The following is a 21950-nucleotide window of genomic DNA, read 5'->3' as shown; positions in this document are numbered from 1 at the left end:
ATTCAATCGTAGGTTACTTTTGTTCCGTGTGTCCAGTCAGCTTCATTTCGTTTCAGGCCGCCGCGGTTTTCAATTTCCTCAACGATTTCCCTGTGGATGGTCTGCCCTTCTGCATTTAAATATGGAACCATCTGCTGTAGTGAATGGTGAAAAAACGCAAGTTCACTTTTGTCCCATTCTGTTTTCGGGACCATAGAGAGTTCTGTCATGTCTCTGCCAACATACATAATGATTGTCCTCCTTAGCGTCATTGAGTATAGTTTTTCTGTAAACGTTGTTGATTATGCCAGTAAAGGCTAAAATGAAACTTATCAGAAAGGGGTTATTTTATATGAATAATAAAGTTGCATTAGTAACGGGAAGCAGCCGCGGTGTCGGAAAGGCACTGGCCATCAGATTGGCTGAAGCGGGGTACGATATCGTCGTTAACTACGCAAGAAGTAAAAAAGCAGCACTTGAAACAGCAGAAGAGATAGAAAAGCTGGGAAGGAAAGCATTGATTGTCAGGGCCAACGTAGGCGATGTGGAAAAAATTAAATCAATGTTCCAAACCATCAAAGAGGAGTTTGGCAGACTGGATGTCTTCATCAATAATGCTGCATCCGGAGTGTTGAGACCCGCAATGGAACTGGAAGAGTCCCATTGGGATTGGACAATGAATATTAATAGCAAAGCGCTTTTATTTTGCGCACAGGAAGCAGCCAAATTAATGGACAAGCAGTCCGGTGGTAAAATTGTCAGTATCAGTTCATTAGGTTCTATCCGTTATCTTGATAACTACACAACAGTAGGAGTATCAAAAGCTGCGGTAGAGGCACTTACACGTTACCTGGCAGTTGAATTATCCCGGGAGAACATTGTAGTGAATGCCGTTTCAGGCGGAGCCATCGACACAGATGCACTGACTCACTTTCCAAACCGTGAAGAACTGCTTGAGGATGCGCGTACGAAGACACCGGCGGGAAGAATGGTGGAAATTGAAGACCTTGTGAACTCAGTCATGTTCCTCGTTTCTGACCAGGCATCAATGATCCGTGGACAGACAATCATTGTGGACGGCGGACGTTCTCTTTTAGTATAAAAACTGGTTATAAAGTCCATCGAGAAGAAATTGATTTTTAATAATTTTTTTTGGAATAGTAACTCTCCACCTTGGTTAAATTAACTTTCGTGGAGGTGATTACAATGGCAAAACGCAACCAAACGCAATCAGGTACTAACGTACAACACGTAAAACAACAAAACGCTCAAGCTGGACAAGGGCAAGCTGGCCAATACGGCGCTGAGTTTGCTTCAGAGACTGACGTACAACAAGTGAGAAAGCAAAACGCTCAATCTCAAGCTAAGAAGAACCAACAATAATCTTAAGAAAAGGCATCCTGCTGGTAACAGGGTGCCTTTTCTCTTTTGCTAAAGTGGCTTTTTTACATAAAAGGGTAAAGTTTGCGTACGTACATAAGTATGTATAATCTGTGCGTATAATTCCATAAGCTGCGAGAATTCCGACAAACAATCCCGCAAAGCGACATAACTAGTCAAAGGAATTAAAAAAGTAATATGGAATGCTAATAGAAGTACTACTGAGAGGGTGGGAATTAGCAATGTCGCAATTTAACAAGCTTATAACAGACCAGCTGAAAACGATGGATAAACTTTTATTTCTTCAATCGGAAATTGAACGATGCCAGGAGATTGAAAAGGAATTGGCTGAACTGCAGCAGCAATCGAAACTGGAGTCCATCCATAAAGAAATTGCTGCCATGAAAATGGAGCTGAAAGAAATCCAAGAAGTTTTTCAAGAGCAGACAAATGAGGTCATCCAGATGTATGCCGAAGAAAAGGTAGTCATTTGATGAATAAAGAAATTTCAAAGTAATTTTTCTAGGGCCATTATCATAATGATGGCTCTTTCTTTGAATTCTGACTACTCCCCCATTATTCCATAAGGACCAGCCAGTCCGAATCCCCTTGTTTACTGTCCGCAATCCACAGAAGAACGATAATAATGGCTCTTTTGTTTTAAAATTATTCTTAAAACGTTATAATAATAAAATATAGACTTAACAGATTTGCGGAATAATCTGCAGGAAGGCAGGGGAGACTGATGGCGGTTCCCAGCGAAGGGCAACCAATACAAATACATAGTTACAAACATGATGGGAATATTCATCGTGTCTGGAATGAACTTACAGTTTTAAAAGGAACGAGAAATCTCGTTATCGGGGGAAACGACCGGACAATGGTAACGGAGTCAGACGGAAGGACATGGATTACTCGTGAGCCGGCCATCTGCTACTTTCATGCAGAGCTTTGGTTTAATATCATCTGCATGATTCGGGAAGATGGAATTTATTATTATTGCAATTTAAGTTCACCATTTGTATATGATGATGAGGCGCTGAAATATATTGACTATGATCTTGATATAAAAGTGTTCCCGGATATGACTTATACTTTGCTTGATGAAGATGAATATGAACAGCACAGAAAGCAGATGGGTTATCCTGATGTCATTGACCAAATTTTACAGAGAAATGTGGACAAGCTGGTCCGCTGGATCCGCCAGCGAAAAGGACCGTTTGCTCCGGATTTCATCGATGTATGGTATGAAAGATTTCTTTACCATCGAAAATGATCTGTTCTGGGAAAAACCTGTTGGGACTGATTCAACAGGTTTTTTTATGTTCCCAAGGGGAAAAATGTTTGAGAGGGGGAGTGACGTTTGGACAGCATTAAACGATTTATGAAATTTGTAAAACCATATAGATTGCAGATTATCGGGACGCTTTTGATTGGAATCATCAAATTTGCCATCCCGCTGTTAATACCCATTTTAATTCAGTATGTCATAGATGATATTGTGGGAAGCGACACACTTTCTACAGGCGAGAAAACGGATAAACTGCTGATGATCATGGGAGTCATGATATTTATCTTTGTTATTGTCCGTCCGCCCGTTGAATATTACCGCCAATATTTTGCCCAGTGGACAGGGAGCAAAATTCTTTATGACCTGCGGGATAAGCTGTACAGCCACACGCAGAAATTAAGCTTCAAATTTTATTCAAATACACGAGCTGGAGAGGTTATTTCCAGAGTGATCAATGATGTCGAGCAGACAAAGAACTTTGTTATAACCGGATTAATGAATCTATGGCTGGATGTAGCGACAATTATCATCGCCGTCACGATTATGTTTACATATGATGTCGGGCTGACACTTGTGTCACTGATTGCCTTTCCGTTCTATGCTGTTTCTGTAAAGTATTTTTTCGGCAATCTCAGAAAACTGACCAGAGACAGGTCGCAGGCACTTGCTGAAGTCCAAAGCTATCTGCACGAACGGGTACAGGGAATGTCTGTGATCAAGAGTTTTGCTGTAGAAGACCATGAGCAGGAACAATTCAGAGGGCATAACAGCCGCTTTTTAGATAAAGCATTAAAGCAGACAAGCTGGAATGCCAAAGCATTTGCTGTTGTTAATACGATAACCGATATTGCTCCTCTGATTGTTATCGGTTATGCCGGATTGCAGGTTATTAATGGAAACTTAACGATAGGTGTAATGGCCGCTTTCATTGCCTATATTGACAGGCTGTACAATCCACTAAGAAGGCTTGTGAACTCTTCAACGACACTTACACAATCGATTGCCTCAATGGACAGGGTATTTGAATATATGGATGAAAAGTATGATGTCGATGACTTGCCAGGCGCAGTTGAATGCAGAAATGTCAAAGGCGAAATTGTATTTGATAAGGTTCACTTTCAATATAATGAAGAAGATGAAGAGGTACTGCGGGATATTAACTTAACGATTCCTGCAGGTGAAACGGTAGCGCTTGTCGGAATGAGCGGCGGCGGTAAATCATCACTCGTCAGCCTGATACCAAGGTTCTATGATGTAACCAGAGGCCGGATCACGCTTGATGGGAAGGATCTGAAAGACTATCAAGTCAGGAGCCTGCGCAATAATATCGGGATGGTTCTCCAGGATAATATCCTGTTCAGTGAATCAGTTAAGGAAAATATTCTATTTGGGGCTCCTCATGCATCAGATGAGGAGGTAATCGCTGCAGCTAAGGCGGCAAACGCCCATGACTTCATTATGAACCTTCCACAAGGGTATGATACAAAAGTAGGCGAGCGGGGGGTTAAGCTATCAGGAGGCCAGAAGCAAAGGGTGGCCATCGCGAGGGTGTTCCTGAAAAATCCTCCAATATTGATACTGGATGAAGCGACTTCAGCTCTTGACTTAGAGAGTGAACATCTTATCCAGGAAGCGATGGAAAAACTGGCGAAAGACAGAACTACGTTCATCGTTGCTCATAGACTCTCAACCATTACGCACGCTGACCGGATCATCCATATCGAATTTGGAGAAATTGCCGAATTGGGCACTCATTCAGAATTGATGGAACGACAAGGCCATTATCACAAACTGTTCCAGGTTCAGCAGCTTGACCAATAAGGTGAAACAAATTGAAGCGGATACCCCCTTTTCAGTGATAAGGGGACAGGATGAAATTTCGTAATCCATTTTGACTAAATTTTATCTTGGGATAAAAAAAGATAATTTGATTAATGACTTTCTAAAAATTTTATGTTTGAAAGAAACAAAAAAGCTGAATCATCTTTGATTCAGCTTTTTTGTCGTATATAAAGCGAAATTTAGCATATTTTGTCTATTCATGTTTTATTAGGGGGAAAAAGAGCGGGAAGTTCTCAATTTTTTCAAAACACATATATATTAGGGTGTATGAAGTTGTGGTGAAAATTACCCATAAAATTGATATTAATGAGTGTGAATAAATATTTACTATTGATTCTTTTTTTGGGCTATGTATAATAAGTTACAAGTATATGTCAGAAATATTATAAAATTCATAATTGTTTTAGAGTCAGGGGGTTATGGGGATGTCAGCGAATACTCCAATTTTAAAAGTGGAAGAGCTTCAAACCACCTTTTTTACAGATGATGGAGAAATCCCAGCAGTAGATAGTGTGAATTTTCATGTCAATGAAGGTGAGGTTCTCGGAATAGTAGGGGAATCAGGGTGTGGAAAGAGCGTTACCTCCCTTTCGATAATGGGACTGGTGCCAAGTCCTCCAGGTAAGGTGACAGGAGGGAAAATCCTCTTCAAAGATGAGGATTTGACAAAGGCAACGGAAAAAAGGATGAGGGAAATCCGCGGAAATGATATCGCAATGATTTTTCAAGAGCCTATGACTTCTTTAAATCCTGTTTTCACAATCGGCAATCAGCTGACAGAAGCAATTCGCATACATAAAAAGAACAGTAAAGCACAAGCGAAAGAAGATGCTGTGAGGATCATGCAGCTTGTCGGGCTTCCTAGAGCGGAAGAGTTAATGAATGAATATCCTCATCAGCTTTCCGGTGGAATGAGGCAGAGGGTCATGATTGCGATGGCCATGGCCTGTGATCCGAAAGTCCTGATTGCAGACGAACCGACGACGGCCTTGGATGTGACGATTCAGGCGCAGATCTTGAAACTGATGAAGCAGCTTAACAAAGAAATGAATACCGCAGTCATCTTAATCACTCATGATCTCGGGGTTGTGGCAGAGACGTGTGAAAGACTCGTCGTCATGTATTCAGGAAAAGTAGTGGAAGAGGGAAGTGTTGAGGATATATTCAACGATCCTCAGCACCCATATACAAAGGGGCTTATCCAATCTGTTCCTGATATGCGCTTTAAAAAGCAAAAGCTATACTCCATTCCTGGAAGCGTTCCGAAACCGGGATCTATAAAACACGGATGCCGCTTCGCTGCAAGATGTGAATATGCATTTGACCGCTGTCTGGCAGAAACGCCGGAATTGTATGAGACAGCACCGGGGCACAGAAGCCGATGCTTTTTATATGACAGCAAGGAGGGGATCGCACATGGAAGCACCGCTGTTAAAAGTTGAGGGGTTAAAAAAACATTTTCCAATCACAGGCGGAATTTTGGGACGACCTGTCAACCATGTGAAAGCCGTTGATGGTGTTTCATTTCAAGTGACCAAAGGGGAAACCCTTGGAATTGTCGGCGAAAGCGGCTGCGGGAAGTCGACCACTGGAAGAATGTTAATGAGGTTGATAGATCCTTCAGAAGGCAAAGTCACTTTTGAAGATAAAGAGCTTACCAGTCTTTCAAAATCGGAGATGCGAAAGGTCCGGAGGGATATCCAAATGGTGTTCCAGGATCCATACGCATCGTTGAATCCGAGGCATACTGTTGAGCGGATTCTCGAAGAACCGCTGATCGTCCATGGGATGGGGTCAGCAAAAGAAAGAAAAAAGAAGGTATATGAATTGCTTGAAATTGTCGGCCTTAGCAGCTACCACGCCAAAAGGTATCCGCATCAGTTCAGCGGCGGGCAAAGGCAGAGAATCGGAATTGCCAGAGCGCTAATGACCCAGCCGAAGCTGATCATTGCTGATGAACCTGTTTCTGCACTTGATGTCTCCATTCAAGCCCAGGTGCTTAACCTGATGAAAGAACTTCAGCAGGAATTTGACCTTACCTATATATTTATCGCTCATGATTTAGGAGTGGTCAGGCATATAAGTGATAGAGTGGGTGTTATGTATTTAGGAAGAATGGTAGAACTCAGCGAGAGTGAAAACCTCTATGAGAAACCGCTTCACCCCTACACCCAGGCCTTATTGTCAGCAGTGCCGATTCCCGATCCGGCGTTTGAGAGGGAAACGATTCTTTTGCAAGGTGACATACCAAGTCCATCAAATCCTCCTGCAGGATGTGCGTTTCACACAAGATGTCCGCATGCCATGGACGTTTGCAAGAGCCAAACACCGCAATTTAAAGAACATTTACCGGGGCATTATGTTGCTTGCCATCTATATGAAGAGGGCAAGTAATGTAAGTATATAAAATTTTTTTGGAGGGGATTTATTTGAAAAGAAGGAGCTGGGCAGTACTTTTAGTCCTGCTGATGGCAGTTTCCACTGTGCTTTACGGCTGCGGCGGGACAGAGTCATCAGGCGGATCTGGGGACACATTGATTTTCGGACGTGGAGGTGACTCTGTCGGACTGGACCCGATCACTGTCACTGATGGTGAATCATTTAAAGTAACAAAGAATATCTTCGAGACGCTTGTTAAATTCGGGGAGCAGGACACAGAAGTGAATAAAGGCCTTGCGAAAGAATGGGAAGTTTCTGAAGATGGATTGACTTACACATTCATGCTTCAAGAAGATGTTAAATTCCAAGATGGAACAGACTTTAACGCAGATGCGGTAGTGTTCAACTTTGAGCGCTGGATGAATGGAACTGCGGATGAATTCCCGTACTACGGTTCAATGTTCGGCGGATTTAAAGCAGATGAAGGCCATGTAATCAAAGAAGTGAAGGCAGTTGATGAAAATACAGTTGAATTCACTTTGAAACGCCCACAAGCACCGTTCCTTAAGAACCTTGCAATGAGCCCGTTCTCGATCGCAAGCCCGACTGCGGTTGAAGAGCTTGGAGACAAATTTGCAAAGCAGCCTACTGATGCAGGAACTGGTCCTTTCAAATTTGTAGAGTGGAAAGAAAATGACAAAATCGTCCTTGAAAGAAACGAAGACTACTGGGGAGAGGCACCTGCGCTTCAACAGGTTATCTTCAAATCGATTCCTGAGAACTCTGCACGCTTGAATGCGTTGATCTCTGGGGAGATTGACCTTGCTGATGGTATCAACCCAAGTGATGCTGAGAAGATTGAAGCAGAAGAAGGACTTCAATTATTTGAGCGTCCATCATTAAACGTTGGATACTTAGGATTAACTTCTACAAGAAAACCATTTGATAACCCGAAAGTTCGCCAGGCGCTTAATCACGCTGTGAACAAAGAAGCGATTGTCAACGCGTTTTTCGAAGGAAAAGCTACACCTGCCAAAAATCCGATGCCTCCTGTTATCGCAGGTTATAACGATGATATCGATCCATATCCGTTCGATTTAGAAAAAGCGAAAGAATTGCTTGCTGAAGCAGGTTACCCGGATGGATTTGAAATGGAACTATGGGCTATGCCTGTTCCACGTCCATATATGCCGGACGGCCAGAAGGTAGCAGAAGCTATCCAAGCTGACTTTGCAAAAATTGGTGTTAAAGCCGAAATCGTTTCTTTCGAGTGGGCAACTTACTTGGATAAAGCGAGTAAAGGTGAAGCTGATGCATTCTTGCTGGGATGGACTGGTGATAACGGGGATGCCGATAACTTCCTTTACACATTGCTTGATAAAGACAATATCGGAAGCAATAACTACTCTTACTACAGCAGCGATGAACTTCATGATGTATTGATTGAAGCTCAATCTGAAGTAGATGAAGACAAACGTGCAGAGCTTTATAAGGAAGCACAGGAAATCATCCATGAGGATGCTCCATGGGTTCCATTAGCTCATTCCACGCCGCTATTGGCTGGAAGCTCGAAACTTAAAGGATTCAAACCGCATCCAACAGGCTCTGACTTGCTGAGCGGCGTATCATTCGAATAAAGGTTTAAACAAAAGGGGGGATCTCTCAGATTTCTCCCCTTTTGTACATATTGTTGGTTTATAAGTGGAAGGGTCAGCAGAAATTACTGTCATGCCTTTCGGGAATTGATAAACCACTCCATTTTTGGATTTAACAAAATAGAAGAGCATGTTTTCCATCAACACAGGTAATAAATAATGCCTTACTAAAAGAGGTGAACAAGTATGTTTCAATATACGATAAGAAGATTGCTTCAGGTTATTCCAGTACTTTTCGGTATGACATTCATTGTATTCATGATTATTCGGGCGATTCCTGGTGACCCTGCACAAACCATACTGGGGCAGCAGGCAACGAAAGAAGCAGTTGCCGCATTAAGAGCCAAGCTGGGCTTGGACAACCCATGGTATATTCAGTACTTTGAGTATTTAGGCGGGCTGTTCCAGGGAAACTTGGGAGAATCAATCAGGACAAAGTCAGCTGTTGCCAGTGAGATTTGGCCTTACCTTGCAGCCACATTTGAACTTTCTTTAGTGGCTATTATCATAGCGGTCGTCATTGGGGTGAATGCTGGCATCATAAGTGCCTGGTTCCAAAATTCCTGGTTTGATTATACAGCGATGATTTTGGCTCTGGTAGGGGTTTCAATGCCGATTTTCTGGCTCGGGTTAATGGAGCAGTGGATCTTCGGGCTTCAACTTGATATCCTGCCTACCACCGGGCGGGAGGATATACGGAATCCAGTTGATGCCATTACAAACCTTTATATTCTTGATACCTTGATTCAAGGGGATTTCCAAAAGCTAGGTTCGGTAATTCAACATCTTATTCTTCCGGGGATTGCGCTTGCTACGATTCCTATGGCCATCATTGCCAGGATGACACGTTCAAGCATGCTTGAAGTGATGAGGTCTGACTACATCAGGACTGCTAGAGCCAAAGGCCTGAAAATGTTCCTGGTCGTTTACAAACATTCGCTGAAAAATGCAGTCATTCCAGTACTGACTGTTATCGGTTTGCAGATGGGCCTGTTACTAGGAGGGGCAATTTTGACAGAAACCATTTTCGGATGGCCAGGCATCGGAAGGTATATCTTTGATGCAATCAGCTTCAGGGACTATCCTGTCATCCAGTCAGGAATTCTTGTTGTTGCAACAATCTTTGTTACCATCAACTTGATCGTCGACCTCTTATATGCAGCAGTCGATCCGCGAATCAAATATAATTAAAGAGAGGTGTCTAATATGGCAGAACTGGCACCAAATACAGGTGAAATAAAACAAAGTGTTCCAGAAGAAACAATCTCTCCATGGAAAGAAGCATGGAAGAGTTTCCGTAAAAATAAGACGGCATTAGTCGGTTTGGGAATTGTGCTGTTTTTTATAGTCATTGCCCTAATCGGACCTGCCATTGCTCCTCAGGGAATCAATGAACAGGATTTTGACAAGAGGCTTGAGGCTCCTTCTGCAGAGCACTGGCTGGGCACTGACGACTTTGGCCGTGATATATTATCGCGAATCATCCATGGTGCAAGAATTTCATTATGGGTTGGTTTTTTTGCAGTAGTCGGCTCGGCAGTTGCGGGAAGTCTCTTGGGGATTGTAGCTGGCTATTATGGCAGGTGGGTTGATACCATCATTTCAAGGTTCTTTGATATCTTGCTAGCCTTTCCGAGTATCCTGCTGGCCATCGCGGTCGTAGCAGCATTGGGACCTTCCTTGCGAAATGCTTTGATCGCCATCGCCATCATCAATGTACCGAACTTCGGGAGATTGATTCGGTCACGGGTACTCAGTGTAAAACAGGAAGAATATGTGATGGCCGCTAAGGCAATAGGAATGAGTGATAGAAGAATTCTATTCAGCCATGTTCTTCCAAACAGTATGGCCCCGATCATCGTCCAAGGTACATTGGCGATTGCAACAGCCATCATCGAAGCAGCGGCACTTGGTTTTCTTGGTCTCGGTGCCCAGGCTCCAGACCCTGAGTGGGGGAAAATGCTTTCAGATGCCCGGCAGTATATGCTGCAGGCACCATGGACAATGATTTTCCCAGGGTTGGCAATCATGCTGACTGTATTAGGTTTCAACCTTATGGGTGACGGTTTGAGGGATGCGCTTGACCCGAAAATGAAAAATTAAAAAGGATGCCGACCGGCATCCTTTTTAATTTGTTAATAAGTTTCTTCCGTTTCCCTGACTCCTACTTCATTGTCTTCTTTATGATAGGATTGAAAACTGGTTATCAGTGTATCCAGATGTTCAAGTTGCTCATCATATTCAAAGATGGCTGAGAAAATATGCAGAATATGAAACGTATTCAGGTCGCTTTCGTTATAGGACTTGTTAATTTCATTCATAAATAAATTCATCATTTCCCGCCTGTTCAAACAGACTGTATTGGTATGGTCTGTGTCAGGGGTGGAATGCATTTTCCCGATGAACCGGAGCAACTGCTGTTCATGGTATGTTAACAGACAGTCAAGCTGTTCCGTTATCGAATTCCTCAGCTGTTCCGGCAAGTGGTTGAGCTCATTTTCATAGCGGTTGAGCCGTTTTAAGATTTCAAAGCTCCGTCTTGAAGCAGAAATCATTTGCCTGTAAATGACCAGCTTTCGGCTTTTTGCTACATCGCTTGATTTCAGATAGTTCCGTTCCTCTTTATAAAGGAGGTATAATTGTTCCGTCTTTGTCAATTTCTCCCTGATTTTTTCAAAGTCCTTTTTAAGGAGGTGAAAGTCAGCAGAATGCCTGTTGCTGAGACGGATCCACTTTAATATCTCCTCGGTGATGTTCTCAATTTTATGATAGAGCTTCGTTTCATATTTGGGCGGCAGGAATATCAGATTTACAACGAAAGAAGCAAATACTCCCGTCATGATCGTTGAAAATCTGATCAGTGAGAATAGAATGAAGTCATCCTGCGGCGCTTCCATAATGGCAATGACAGTAACTAGAGCCAGCCCGATTGTATTCTCGATCTTTAGTTTTAATATGATTAAGATGGCTATAATGGCGGCGAGTCCTATCACCAATATATTATGACCGAAAAGCAGCACAAGCAAAACTGCAAGAATAGCGCCAATCAAGTTTGCTTGAACTTGTTCAATTATCGTAAGGTAAGACCGGTATATAGTGGGCTGGACAGCAAAAACGGCTGCGATTCCCGCAAACACAGGGTTGGGGAAGTTAAACAGCTCGGCTGCCAGAAGAGCCAGCACAATGGCGATTCCGGTCTTGAATATACGGGCACCAAGCTTCATTAGAAATAATCCTTTCTGTAATACTTAAAAAGTAGGTTATATTGTAGATTTAACACAAAGAGAGAATACTAAACAGTTTTCCCTCTTTTGATAAACCCTATTTTACTATAAGGCTGTGAAAAGGGAATAGGTATTTTCAAATAGAAATTGAGTGCTTATCAATAGGGCATTGTGTAAAAGAGTGCGGCATACTTGGTAAACCTCGTAGATACAAGAAATTAAGCATGGACTCGAACGACTAACTAATTGAATAAAATTGAAATTTAACTCCATACACAGATAAAAAGGCTGTGCGGAAGAGACATCCGGCACAGCCTTTTTAAGTATTACTCTGTTGATACAGACGGATCTGCCTGTTCTTTTGAAGGAATGACCTGAAGGAAATGCTCACTCGGTGAGTCCAATAGCTTCCTCAGGTTTTCTGCTTCTTCAGGCTGTTCTGTCTCAAGTACCTTGATATAGTTCGATAGAAGTTCATTTACATCTTCTAATCCTTGTTCATTTAGAGGCTGTAACTTGACCTTGGCGCCTTTTGCGATCCTTCTTGTCAGTGCGTCTTGTGTAAGGCCCATTTCCGGCTGGTGACGCAGATAAATGACACCGCCGGTCATTCCGGCGCAAATCCATGGTCCCGGATCACCAAGGACCAATCCCCGTCCGTTCGTCATGTATTCAAATGCGAACCCTTTAATATTTGCATTTGCACCGATATTGCCATATTCCTGCGCTGGAATCGGCTTTGTTACCTGGCCGCCGATTACCATATCCGCACCTGAGAGCCTAATTCCTGCTCGTGCATCGGCATTGCCTTGGACCATTAACAACCCTTTTTGGGCACCATAACCAAAGCCTTTCCCAGCAGAACCATTGTAGAACATGCCGTTCTTGGTTCTGCCCTTCGTGACAGTTATGCTTCCGCCATAACTTGATTTACCAAGCCCATCCTGTGCTCCGCCGCTTACCGCGATATCGATTCCCTCCACATTATAAGCACCGAGGCCATTCCCTGGGATGGAACAATCTTTATAGCTCAGTTGAACCGGCTGTAATTCATTATTCACATTTTGAAGTTTTGAACGGACACGATGTCCGGATGCGCGGCTTCCCAGCACACGCTGGTTGGAAATAACCCCGGAAAATTCTCTGGACAAATGAAGGTCTTCAATACTGCTGTCCAGGTATTCTCCTGCTACTGCCTGCAGCATATTCGGCTGTTCAAGGGAAGCGGCTGCCTCCTTATGAAGCTGTCCGATTTCAAGCGGCTGAAGCAAGGTTGATAGGTTCATGGATTCCTGTCCGCTTATTTGCTCCAATAGGTCAGATCTGCCGACTGCATCCTGGAGACGCTGAATACCAAGGGAAGCAGCAAGTGACTTAAGCTCTTCACCAAAAGCAGTGAACATGTTTGTCAGACCTGACACAGCAAGGTCAAGCTGTCTTGGTACGAAACGGCGCAGACCGTGGTCTTTTGCTTGTGCCTCTGATTCAATTTGGGTAGCAATTCCTACATGGCAGGTATCCAGATGACAGCCGCGGCAAGTGGTACAGCCGATGGCAATCATTGAAAGTGTACCGAATCCGATACGGTTGGCACCGAGAAGCATGACTTTCATGACATCCTGCATGCTTTTAATACCGCCGTCTGCCCAGATTTCCACAGTATCCCTGAGTCCGGCTTCAAGCAAAGCATTATGCGCGGCTTTTATACCGATCTCAACTGGAAGGCCAACATGCTGAAGTGCATGAATTCTGGCTGCTCCTGTTCCGCCGTCAAAGCCGCTCAGGGTAACGATGTCCGCACCAGCCTTGGCGATTCCGACAGCGATGGTACCGATGTTAGGGACCACAGGTACTTTTACAGCGACCTTTGCTTGATCGTTTGCTGTTTTCAATTCATGGATCATTTGGGCAAGATCTTCAATTGAATAGATATCATGGTTGTTTGAAGGCGAAATAAGGTCAGAACCGATTGTCGCATTACGGGCCTGTGCGATCTTCGCGGTAACCTTAGAGCCCGGAAGATGTCCGCCTTCCCCAGGTTTCGCCCCCTGGCCGATCTTAATTTCCAGCAAATTAGACGAATTTAACAATTCTGCGTTGACCCCGAAGCGGCCGGAAGCAACCTGCTGCCCTCTCGTTTTCGGGTATTTGCCGATCATATCTTTTATTTCGCCGCCTTCGCCATTCAGGCTGACCATGTTCAGCCGGTCTGCAGCTTCTGCATATGCACGGAAAGCAATTTCATTTTGCGATCCGAATGACATAGAGGCAATAGCGAAAGGAAGACTGTGCTCACCAACGCCAATGTCAACCTTGGACGGGTCGATAGGATTTTCTGATTTTTTGAGAGATGTTAGATGCCTGATTGTAACGGGTTTCGACTCTTCCTGTTCTGTTATTTTCTCTCTGTAGCCAGAATAGTCCCCGGTTCTTGCAACATCTCCAATTGCTTTCCAGATTCGCGGGAATAAGTGGAAACTTTTAGCGATTCTTTGTTTTTCATCAAAGTAATCAGCTGCACGCTGAATTGCATCCTTCTTCATTTCCTCAAAGTTGAAAGCAAGGCTTTCGGAACCGAAGAAGTTTACGATATTCAAGGTATTGGCAACTTCTTCGCTTAAGCCGATGGCCGAGAAGAGCCTGCCGTACCCTCTCAATTCATGAATCCCGATTGTTGAAATGACTTTTTCCAGTCCTTTTTGCAAAGAAGTATACAAATTTATTACCGGCTCATTCGATTCCTCTTCAAGTACTGTCAAGAACATGTAATAGGGGCTGATAACATCTGCTCCAAACCCGTAAGCGACAATCACGTCATGCAGAGACCGGATGGCTGCAGAACGGAGCAGCAAGGAGCAGTCCCTTCTGGCAGAAGCCTCAGTCAGTTTCTGGTCGATTGCTGACAGGGCAAGATGAGGGTCCAGCCATAACTTGCCGTCATGATGAGAGTCGCCATCATCCAGGACAAGGAGACTTTTTCCAGAAGAAACAGCTTCAAAAGCTTCCTCTGCTAATCTATCTAAAGCTTGTGAGATAGATTCTTCCTCTGTAAAAGTGATAGAGATAAAATGACAGAGATTCTCTTGCTGGAAGTGGTGGACAAGTCCGTCATAACTCGGTTGATCCAACGCCTCTGAAGCCTCCCAGCCAGCTTTTCCTTCAATGACAATAGGGGTAAGCAGTTCAACAGCAAGGTGTTTCTCAGTCTTGCTGTTGTAGTGCGGCCTCTTTCCGATAATTGTTCTGGTAGAGAAGTGTTCTGTCTCCCGGTCCCTGTCAATGGCCGGATTGGTGACGACCGCTACACTTTCTTTAATAAAGTCCGACACATTTTTTCGGTTTGGATTGATAGCGGCAAGAGGGGAGTCGTGCCCAAGCGACCTGATAGGTTCTGCGCCTTTTTCCGCCATTTGTTCCAACAGCTGGACCTGTTCCCTTTCCCATCCGAAAGCATTATATTGTCCATTTTCAATGCTTGTCGGATAGCTCATCATTATGTGTTTAGGCAGATTTAACGTTTCCAATCTGTTTCTGTATCCTGAAAAACTTAGCCTGTTTCCAAAACGGCTGAATATTTCTTTTTGAAACTCGCTATATTCATATTTTCTGATTCTGTCATTTTCCCATGAGAAACCGACTTTTTCACCAGGGGAAAGAGGCTTTGGATCTGCTGTGAATTCTGAAGAGTTGATGATACCAGGTTCTGAAGCGAAAACATAAGCACTTTCGATTTCAAGCATCCATAGTGGACGCAGGCCCAATGAATCCACACTGAAAACAGCTTCCTCACCAAATCTGGACACAATTCCGGCAGGACCTTGAGCGAAATGGCCCCATGTTTCTCTTAAGTAGGCATACATATCCTGCATGTGTTCAGGGTATTGCTTGATTTCATTAATAATTGGAGGAAACACTAACTCCATCGCTTCGAATAAAGAGTATCCATCTCTTCCAATCAACGTTTCAATTGTTCTGTTGAGATCCTGGGAATCACTGCCGTTTTCCACAAGAGGAACATCTACCTTTCGTGCTTCCGCTCTCAGTTTGCTTATTGTGTTGATCTCACCGTTATGGCCGATTACACTGAAGGGCTGCACTCTGAAAAAATTAGAAAGTGTGTTGGTTGAATAGCGGTTGTGGCCCAATGTCATTGTCGAGGCGATCAGCGGATTAGCCAGATCTTTATAATACCTCTGCAGTGAGGCGCCTGCTCCCATCACTTTATAGACGGCATGGTCAGGGCTCAAAGATGCTACATGGATACTGCTGTTTTCCTCGATAGACGCAAGAAGAACAAACAAATCTTCATAAGTTTCAGATCTCCCTTGGGTGTCGGGAGCGAGCAATGCAGTCTGTAAAAAGTGGGGGTTTTCTTGAGCAGCAATCGGCCCCAATGTGTCCGGCCTGGTCGAATCAAGAACGTTATGCAGCACTTGAAACCCTTTGTCTTCAAGCTTTTCGACAATTTCCCGCTTGCCTTGGTTTACTGGAATGCCTTTAATGAAAAAGTGGCCGATAATGAATCGGGGCGATAGTGCTAATGAGGGATCGATAGAAGCGGCTTCCAGCTTTTCAGACCAGACGGCTCTGGGAATGTCGATATGTATTCCAGCACCATCTCCTTCGCCGTTTATAAAGCCTGCCCTGTGATCCATGGTCACCAGCGCTTGGATACAACGATCGATATTTGCTTTTGTTGGCTTTTTATTTTTTTCTATAGATGCAACAATACCACAGGCGTCATGTGCGCCATTGTGAAATTCCTTAAAGAGTTCAGGACTCCATTGAGTTCTTTGTTCTTTCAATAAAAGCACCTCCGTAAATAATGCAGAATTCGATTACTAAATATTCTGAACAATAACTATATAATATCACAAGAATATTCAGAATTCAATTTTTTATTCAAGATGATGGATTGTTATAGGGGGGAGGCGACAATGAAATTGAGTGAAAACGCTTACATATTAAGGTTAAATAAAAACAAGGAGGGATTCCTCCTTGTATACAGATGAATGTTTATGCGTTTTGTAGTTGTTCGAATGCGTTATCGACAGCTTTGATGGTTTGCTCGATGTCTTCTTCTGTATGAGCTGAAGTAATAAACCATGCCTCATATTTGGAAGGAGCAAGGTTTATTCCCTGGCGCAGCATCAGGTTGAAGAATTTCGAGAACATTTCTCCATCAGTGGCCTCAGCCTGGTCATAGTTCTCGACTTTTTCAGTTGTGAAATACAGTGTCAAGGCACCTTTTAACCTGTTGATGGAAATAGGCGCGCTGTGTTTTTTGGCAGCCTGTAAAATGCCTTCCTCAAGCATTGCCCCCAACTTATCCAATTTGTCATAAAATCCTTCTTCGCTCATGACTTCCAGGCAGGCAATCCCAGACAGGATCGAAGCAGGGTTGCCTGCCATTGTCCCAGCCTGGTATGCAGGCCCTAGAGGTGCAACCTTTTCCATGATTTCCGCTTTTCCGCCATAGGCCCCAATCGGCAGTCCGCCGCCGATGATTTTACCCATAGCTGTCAGGTCCGGTTTAATGCCGAGCATATCCTGAGCGCCGCCGTACATGAAACGGAAGGCCGTGATGACTTCATCGTAGATAACCAATGCTCCTGCATTGTGAGAAATATCATTAACCTGTTGAAGGAAGCCTTCTTTAGGTTCAACGATGCCGAAATTGCCGACAATCGGTTCCACCAGTACACCTGCAATTTGGTCGCCCCATTTTTCCATTGCTTCTTTAAAAGGCTCGATATCATTAAATGGAACAGTGATGACCTCATTCGCGATGCTTTTCGGAACCCCGGCAGAATCCGGTGTTCCCAGCGTAGAAGGGCCCGACCCTGCCGCAACCAGTACAAGGTCGGAATGTCCGTGATAGCAGCCTGCAAATTTAATGATCTTGTCGCGGCCAGTATAGGCCCTGGCAACACGGATGGTTGTCATGACGGCTTCTGTGCCTGAATTGACGAATCTCACTTTATCCAGATTCGGCATTGCTTCCTGCAGCATCTCCGCGAATTTAACTTCGAATGGTGTTGGCGTTCCATATAATACCCCACTTTCAGCTGCTTTCGTAATCGCTTCGGTAATATGTGGATGGGCATGTCCCGTGATGATCGGACCGTATGCTGCAAGATAGTCAATATAGCGGTTGCCATCCACATCCCAGAAGTATGCTCCCTTGGCACGTTCCATGGCAACAGGTGAGCCGCCGCCGACTGCTTTGTAAGAGCGGGAAGGGCTGTTGACGCCACCGACTATTCTCTCTAATGCTTGTTTATGTAAACGTTCAGAATTGCTGAAATCCATCTTGGTATCCTCCTTCATTTTCTGAATCTCTCAACCATTTTAGTATGATGCAAGGCATAGCGCAAATCGGGAGAGGATAAATGAGATGATGAGCTGCAGGGGAATTAGTTGATAAGCATATGCAGCTGCTCTGTCCTGAGGGGTGTGTTACACTATTCCATGGTTTAGTTGAAGGAGGAGTCATTAAATGAGCAACGCTATAGAGGTGCACAATCTGCGGAAGGATTTTAAAGCCTATTCAAGCAGGTCAGGGCTGAAGGGTGCTTTCCGTGATTTGTTTACCCGTAACTATAAAATTGTATCGGCCGTTAACGATATAAGTTTCACAGTTAAACAAGGTGAGATGGTCGGCTATATAGGAGAAAATGGTGCCGGGAAATCAACGAGCATCAAAATGCTGACCGGTATTTTGACCCCGACGGCTGGTGAAGTGACGGTAAACGGAATGAACCCTCATAAAGAGCGGGAGAAGTTCGTCCAGAGTATTGGGGTCGTATTCGGGCAGAGATCCCAATTGTGGTGGGATATTGCCGTTCAGGAATCCTTCCAGCTGTTAAAGAAAGTTTACAAAGTTCCGGATGCCCAATATAAGGAACATATGGATCATGTGATCGAAACATTAGGTATCCAGCCGTTACTGGACAAGCCTGTCAGGAAACTGTCTTTAGGACAGAGGATGAGGTGTGAACTGGCAGCTGCATTGGTCCATAACCCGCCGCTTTTATTTCTTGATGAGCCGACCATTGGGCTGGACGTACTAGTGAAACTGAAAATCCGCCAATTTTTAAAAGAAATCAATGAAAAATATAATACCACCATCTTGCTGACAACGCATGACCTTTCAGATATAGAAGCTCTTTGTGAGCGGGTGGTTATGCTTGATGAGGGAAGAATCATTTATGATGGAGCTCTTCAGAATTTAAAAACAGAGTGGGGAGAGCATAAAGAAATTCAATTTCAATTCCTGGATCACCCTTCTGTTGAAGAATTGAATTCATTGACGGCAACGCTTGGAGCGGAATGGGAGCTTGATGATAAAGAATTAAGGTTTTCAGCCATCATTGAAGCGGATGACGATAAAATCTCAGATCTGATTGGGATTGTGGTGTCAGCTTTTAAGGTAAGAGATATGAAAGTTAAGGAAACAACTACGGAAGAAATCATCCGGAACATTTATGAACAAGGCGTTGTCGATATAAAAACCGCCGAAAAAGAAAAAGTGGAAGTCTAGGGGGTTCGGCAATGTCAAAATATCTTGAAATGATTCGCATCCGCTTTTTGATGATGCTTGCATACCGCACAAATTATTACAGCGGCATTCTGATTTACAGTATCAATATCGGTGCCTATTATTTCCTTTGGCAGGCGATATATGGAGGCAAAGGGGAAATAGAAGGGTTATCGGTTATCCAGATGACAACCTACATCGCTGTGGCGTGGATGGCGAGGGCATTCTATTTTAATAACATAGACAGAGAAATAGCGGCTGAAATAAAAGAAGGGAAGGTGGCCGTGGAACTCATCAGGCCATACAGCTATCTTGGCATGAAGACCATGCAGGGGCTTGGGGAAGGGATCTTCAGGCTGCTGTTCTTCTCGGTTCCGGGTATGGTGATTGTCGCGCTTGTCTTTCCAATAGAAATATCGGCAAATGTGTCTACGTGGATATTTTTTACCTTTTCGATTATTTTCAGCTTCATGATTAATACACAGATTAACCTCCTGACCGGAATCACGACCTTTTTCTTATTTAATAACGACGGACTGATCAGGGCGAAAAGGGTCGTCATAGATTTATTCTCGGGCTTGCTGCTGCCTATCAGTTTTTTCCCGTTATGGGCACAGTCCATAATGAAATTCCTGCCATTCCAAAGCATCAGCTATGTACCGAGTATGATATTCACAGAAGGATACACAGGCTTTGAAGTGTATGAAGCCCTTGGCCTGCAAATTATCTGGGTGATTGTGCTGCTGATCCCCATAGGTGCTCTTTGGCATATTGCCAAAAAACAAATGATCATTCAAGGAGGGTGAGACGTGTTTTATCTATCAATGTTCTTTCGGTATGTATCACAGTATATGAAAACAAGGCTGCAGTATCGCACAGACCTGGTCGTTGAAATACTGTCTGACCTGCTGTTCCAGGCTGTCAATCTGGTGTTTATCCTTGTCGTCTTCGGGCATACCCAGCTGCTGAGCGGATGGAACCGCGACGAAATCATTTTTATCTATGGTTTTTTTCTTGTGCCTTTTGCGCTTTTTTCAACATTCTTCAATATTTGGGATTTCAATGAGCGGTATATTGTCAAAGGAGAGCTGGACCGCATTCTGACCAGGCCGATTCACAGTCTGTTCCAGGTCATACTGGAAAGGATGGAGCTTGAGTCCCTTTTTGGTGTTTTCACTGGTCTGTTTATTATGTTCTATGCAGGAAAGAATCTTGGGTTATCAATAGGCTGGCTGGATCCCATCCTTTTCATTTTGTTTGTGCTGGGTGGAGCGCTGGTGTATGCAGGTATCTTTATCTCGCTTGCAAGCATCGGGTTCTGGTCTGATGCCAAGACATCGCTTATGCCGATGATGTATAACATAGGGAACTACGGAAGGTACCCTGTTGATATCTATAACAGCGTCATCCGGTTTGTGCTTACATGGATACTGCCGTTTGCCTTTGTGGGTGTCTATCCTGCGGCCTATTTCCTCGGTAAAGAGGAATGGTACATGTTTTCTTATTTAACGCCGGCAATCGGAGCTGCATTTTTTGCCCTCTCTGTGTTTTTGTGGAATGAAGGGGTGAAAAGGTATCGCGGAGCCGGAAATTGATGACTGAGCCATCCTTCTTAAGGGTGGTTTTTTCTCTGAACATTTTTTAAGGAATCCGTACGTAAGATGTAGAGACAAGTTAATTGATAAGGAATGGTGCGTGATGATCTATACGATCTTGGCAGCGATTGTTTTCTGCATGTTTATGAGTCTCAGAACCCTTTTCTTTCCTTCCAAATGGAGAGAAAAGCACCTTTCAATAAAAAATTTTCTATTGCTGGGAATCTCCTATTTTGTCTTGATGCTCGGATTTGGGCTTGTTTATGTTCTGCTCGAAGTAAAAGGCCTGGATATCTTGATCGAGAACGGCGATATTATCCAGGGGGGATTCCTTGAGCACTTATTTACCTGTCTGTACTTCAGCGGTGTCACCCTTTTTTCTGTAGGCTATGGAGATATCACTCCAATTGGGGTAGGCAGAGGGATTGCATTGATTGAGTCGTGGCTGGGTTATACCATTCCGGCAGCGTTTGTGATCAAAACATTTATCGTAGAAGGCCAGTTAAACAGCACCTCCAAAAAGAGAAACAGTTGAGCGGGACAGTGATTTTGGTTAAGCTAAAGATAACCAAAATGTATAGGAGTGTTCCGTTATGACTGTCGAAACAGGGAATCAAGCACCGCAATTTGAATTAGAGGCTAACAATGGAGAAATAGTGAAGCTTTCTGATTATAAAGGCAAAAATGTTGTTCTCTATTTTTACCCGAAGGATATGACTCCGGGATGTACAACTGAAGCATGTGACTTCAGGGATCAGCATGAACAATTCCAAGAGCTTGATGCTGTCATACTGGGAGTGAGTCCCGACCCGCGCAATAAACATGAGAAGTTTGTTGAAAAACATGGACTTCCTTTCTTGCTCTTAGTCGATGAGGACCATAAAGTGGCTGATGAATACGGAGTATGGAAGCATAAGAAAAACTTCGGAAAAGAGTACATGGGGATTGAGCGATCAACCTTCATTATCGATAAGGAAGGCAAAATTGCAAAGGAGTGGAGAAAAGTAAGAGTGAAGGGACATGTAGAAGAAGCCTTGGAATATATTAAAGAAAACCTTCAATAAA

At 43.7% G+C, this 21950-nt stretch carries 19 protein-coding genes; 15 read left to right on the top strand and 4 right to left on the bottom strand.

Features of this window, described 5'->3' with window-relative positions; all coding sequences use genetic code 11:
* Positions 1–2 precede the first annotated feature (2 nt).
* Complete coding sequence (locus M1E09_RS17225) at positions 3–227, bottom strand: hypothetical protein (RefSeq protein ID WP_456272047.1); 225 nt, start codon at positions 225–227, stop codon at positions 3–5.
* Between the two features lie 104 nt (positions 228–331).
* Here M1E09_RS17225 and fabL point away from each other — a divergent pair, with 104 nt between their 5' ends.
* The 10 genes from fabL (at position 332) to M1E09_RS17175 (ending at position 10629) form a co-directional block, all read left to right on the top strand.
* On the top strand, positions 332–1081 hold the full coding sequence (gene fabL, locus M1E09_RS17220; RefSeq protein ID WP_456272046.1) for an enoyl-[acyl-carrier-protein] reductase FabL: 750 nt from the start codon (positions 332–334) through the stop codon (positions 1079–1081).
* Positions 1082–1185: 104 nt separating this feature from the next.
* Positions 1186–1362 (top strand): gamma-type small acid-soluble spore protein, encoded by a 177-nt coding sequence (locus tag M1E09_RS17215; protein WP_456272045.1) that lies wholly within the window; start codon positions 1186–1188, stop codon positions 1360–1362.
* Positions 1363–1601: 239 nt separating this feature from the next.
* The gene (locus M1E09_RS17210) at positions 1602–1853 is read left to right on the top strand and encodes a YgaB family protein (protein WP_456272044.1); all 252 of its coding nucleotides are present in this window, start codon (positions 1602–1604) and stop codon (positions 1851–1853) included.
* Positions 1854–2104: 251 nt separating this feature from the next.
* The gene (gene ntdP / locus M1E09_RS17205; RefSeq protein ID WP_456272043.1) at positions 2105–2635 is read left to right on the top strand and encodes a nucleoside tri-diphosphate phosphatase; all 531 of its coding nucleotides are present in this window, start codon (positions 2105–2107) and stop codon (positions 2633–2635) included.
* An 87-nt stretch (positions 2636–2722) separates the two neighbouring features.
* The gene (locus M1E09_RS17200; RefSeq protein ID WP_456272042.1) at positions 2723–4471 is read left to right on the top strand and encodes an ABC transporter ATP-binding protein; all 1749 of its coding nucleotides are present in this window, start codon (positions 2723–2725) and stop codon (positions 4469–4471) included.
* Between the two features lie 446 nt (positions 4472–4917).
* Positions 4918–5934 carry an ABC transporter ATP-binding protein gene (locus M1E09_RS17195; RefSeq protein ID WP_456272041.1) on the top strand — a complete coding sequence of 339 codons (1017 nt, stop codon included), beginning with the start codon at positions 4918–4920 and terminating at the stop codon, positions 5932–5934.
* Positions 5909–6886 (top strand): ABC transporter ATP-binding protein, encoded by a 978-nt coding sequence (locus tag M1E09_RS17190; RefSeq protein ID WP_456272040.1) that lies wholly within the window; start codon positions 5909–5911, stop codon positions 6884–6886. The genes M1E09_RS17195 and M1E09_RS17190 overlap by 26 nt, the downstream gene beginning before the upstream one ends.
* 35 nt (positions 6887–6921) lie before the next feature.
* On the top strand, positions 6922–8508 hold the full coding sequence (locus M1E09_RS17185) for an ABC transporter substrate-binding protein (RefSeq protein WP_456272039.1): 1587 nt from the start codon (positions 6922–6924) through the stop codon (positions 8506–8508).
* Between the two features lie 204 nt (positions 8509–8712).
* On the top strand, positions 8713–9717 hold the full coding sequence (locus M1E09_RS17180) for an ABC transporter permease (RefSeq protein ID WP_456272038.1): 1005 nt from the start codon (positions 8713–8715) through the stop codon (positions 9715–9717).
* Positions 9718–9732: 15 nt separating this feature from the next.
* Positions 9733–10629 (top strand): ABC transporter permease, encoded by an 897-nt coding sequence (locus M1E09_RS17175; protein WP_456272037.1) that lies wholly within the window; start codon positions 9733–9735, stop codon positions 10627–10629.
* A gap of 32 nt (positions 10630–10661) precedes the next feature.
* Here M1E09_RS17175 and M1E09_RS17170 read toward each other — a convergent pair whose 3' ends face one another.
* The 3 genes from M1E09_RS17170 to M1E09_RS17160 all read right to left on the bottom strand — a co-directional run bounded on the left by M1E09_RS17170 (position 10662) and on the right by M1E09_RS17160 (position 18062).
* Positions 10662–11750 (bottom strand): FUSC family protein, encoded by a 1089-nt coding sequence (locus M1E09_RS17170; protein WP_456272036.1) that lies wholly within the window; start codon positions 11748–11750, stop codon positions 10662–10664.
* Positions 11751–12076: 326 nt separating this feature from the next.
* Complete coding sequence (locus tag M1E09_RS17165; protein ID WP_456272035.1) at positions 12077–16564, bottom strand: glutamate synthase-related protein; 4488 nt, start codon at positions 16562–16564, stop codon at positions 12077–12079.
* 202 nt (positions 16565–16766) lie between these two features.
* Positions 16767–18062 (bottom strand): glutamate-1-semialdehyde 2,1-aminomutase, encoded by a 1296-nt coding sequence (locus M1E09_RS17160; protein WP_456272034.1) that lies wholly within the window; start codon positions 18060–18062, stop codon positions 16767–16769.
* A 187-nt stretch (positions 18063–18249) separates the two neighbouring features.
* Here M1E09_RS17160 and M1E09_RS17155 point away from each other — a divergent pair, with 187 nt between their 5' ends.
* The 5 genes from M1E09_RS17155 (at position 18250) to bcp (ending at position 21949) form a co-directional block, all read left to right on the top strand.
* A complete protein-coding gene (locus M1E09_RS17155; RefSeq protein ID WP_456272033.1) occupies positions 18250–19293 on the top strand; it encodes an ABC transporter ATP-binding protein in 1044 nt (347 codons plus the stop codon).
* Positions 19294–19304: 11 nt separating this feature from the next.
* Entirely contained in the window at positions 19305–20096 is a 792-nt protein-coding gene (locus M1E09_RS17150; protein WP_456272032.1) for an ABC transporter permease, read from the top strand.
* 3 nt (positions 20097–20099) lie between these two features.
* Positions 20100–20885, top strand: a complete 786-nt coding sequence (locus tag M1E09_RS17145) for an ABC transporter permease (protein WP_456272031.1) — start codon at positions 20100–20102, stop codon at positions 20883–20885.
* Between the two features lie 103 nt (positions 20886–20988).
* Positions 20989–21420 (top strand): ion channel, encoded by a 432-nt coding sequence (locus tag M1E09_RS17140; protein WP_456272030.1) that lies wholly within the window; start codon positions 20989–20991, stop codon positions 21418–21420.
* A gap of 58 nt (positions 21421–21478) precedes the next feature.
* The gene (bcp, locus tag M1E09_RS17135) at positions 21479–21949 is read left to right on the top strand and encodes a thioredoxin-dependent thiol peroxidase (RefSeq protein ID WP_456272029.1); all 471 of its coding nucleotides are present in this window, start codon (positions 21479–21481) and stop codon (positions 21947–21949) included.
* Position 21950: the final 1 nt, after the last annotated feature.

This window comes from Bacillus sp. AK031, from assembly GCF_053903065.1.
The sequence above is the reverse complement of the archived record's forward strand: the minus strand, read 5'-3'. Positions and strand labels throughout refer to the sequence as shown.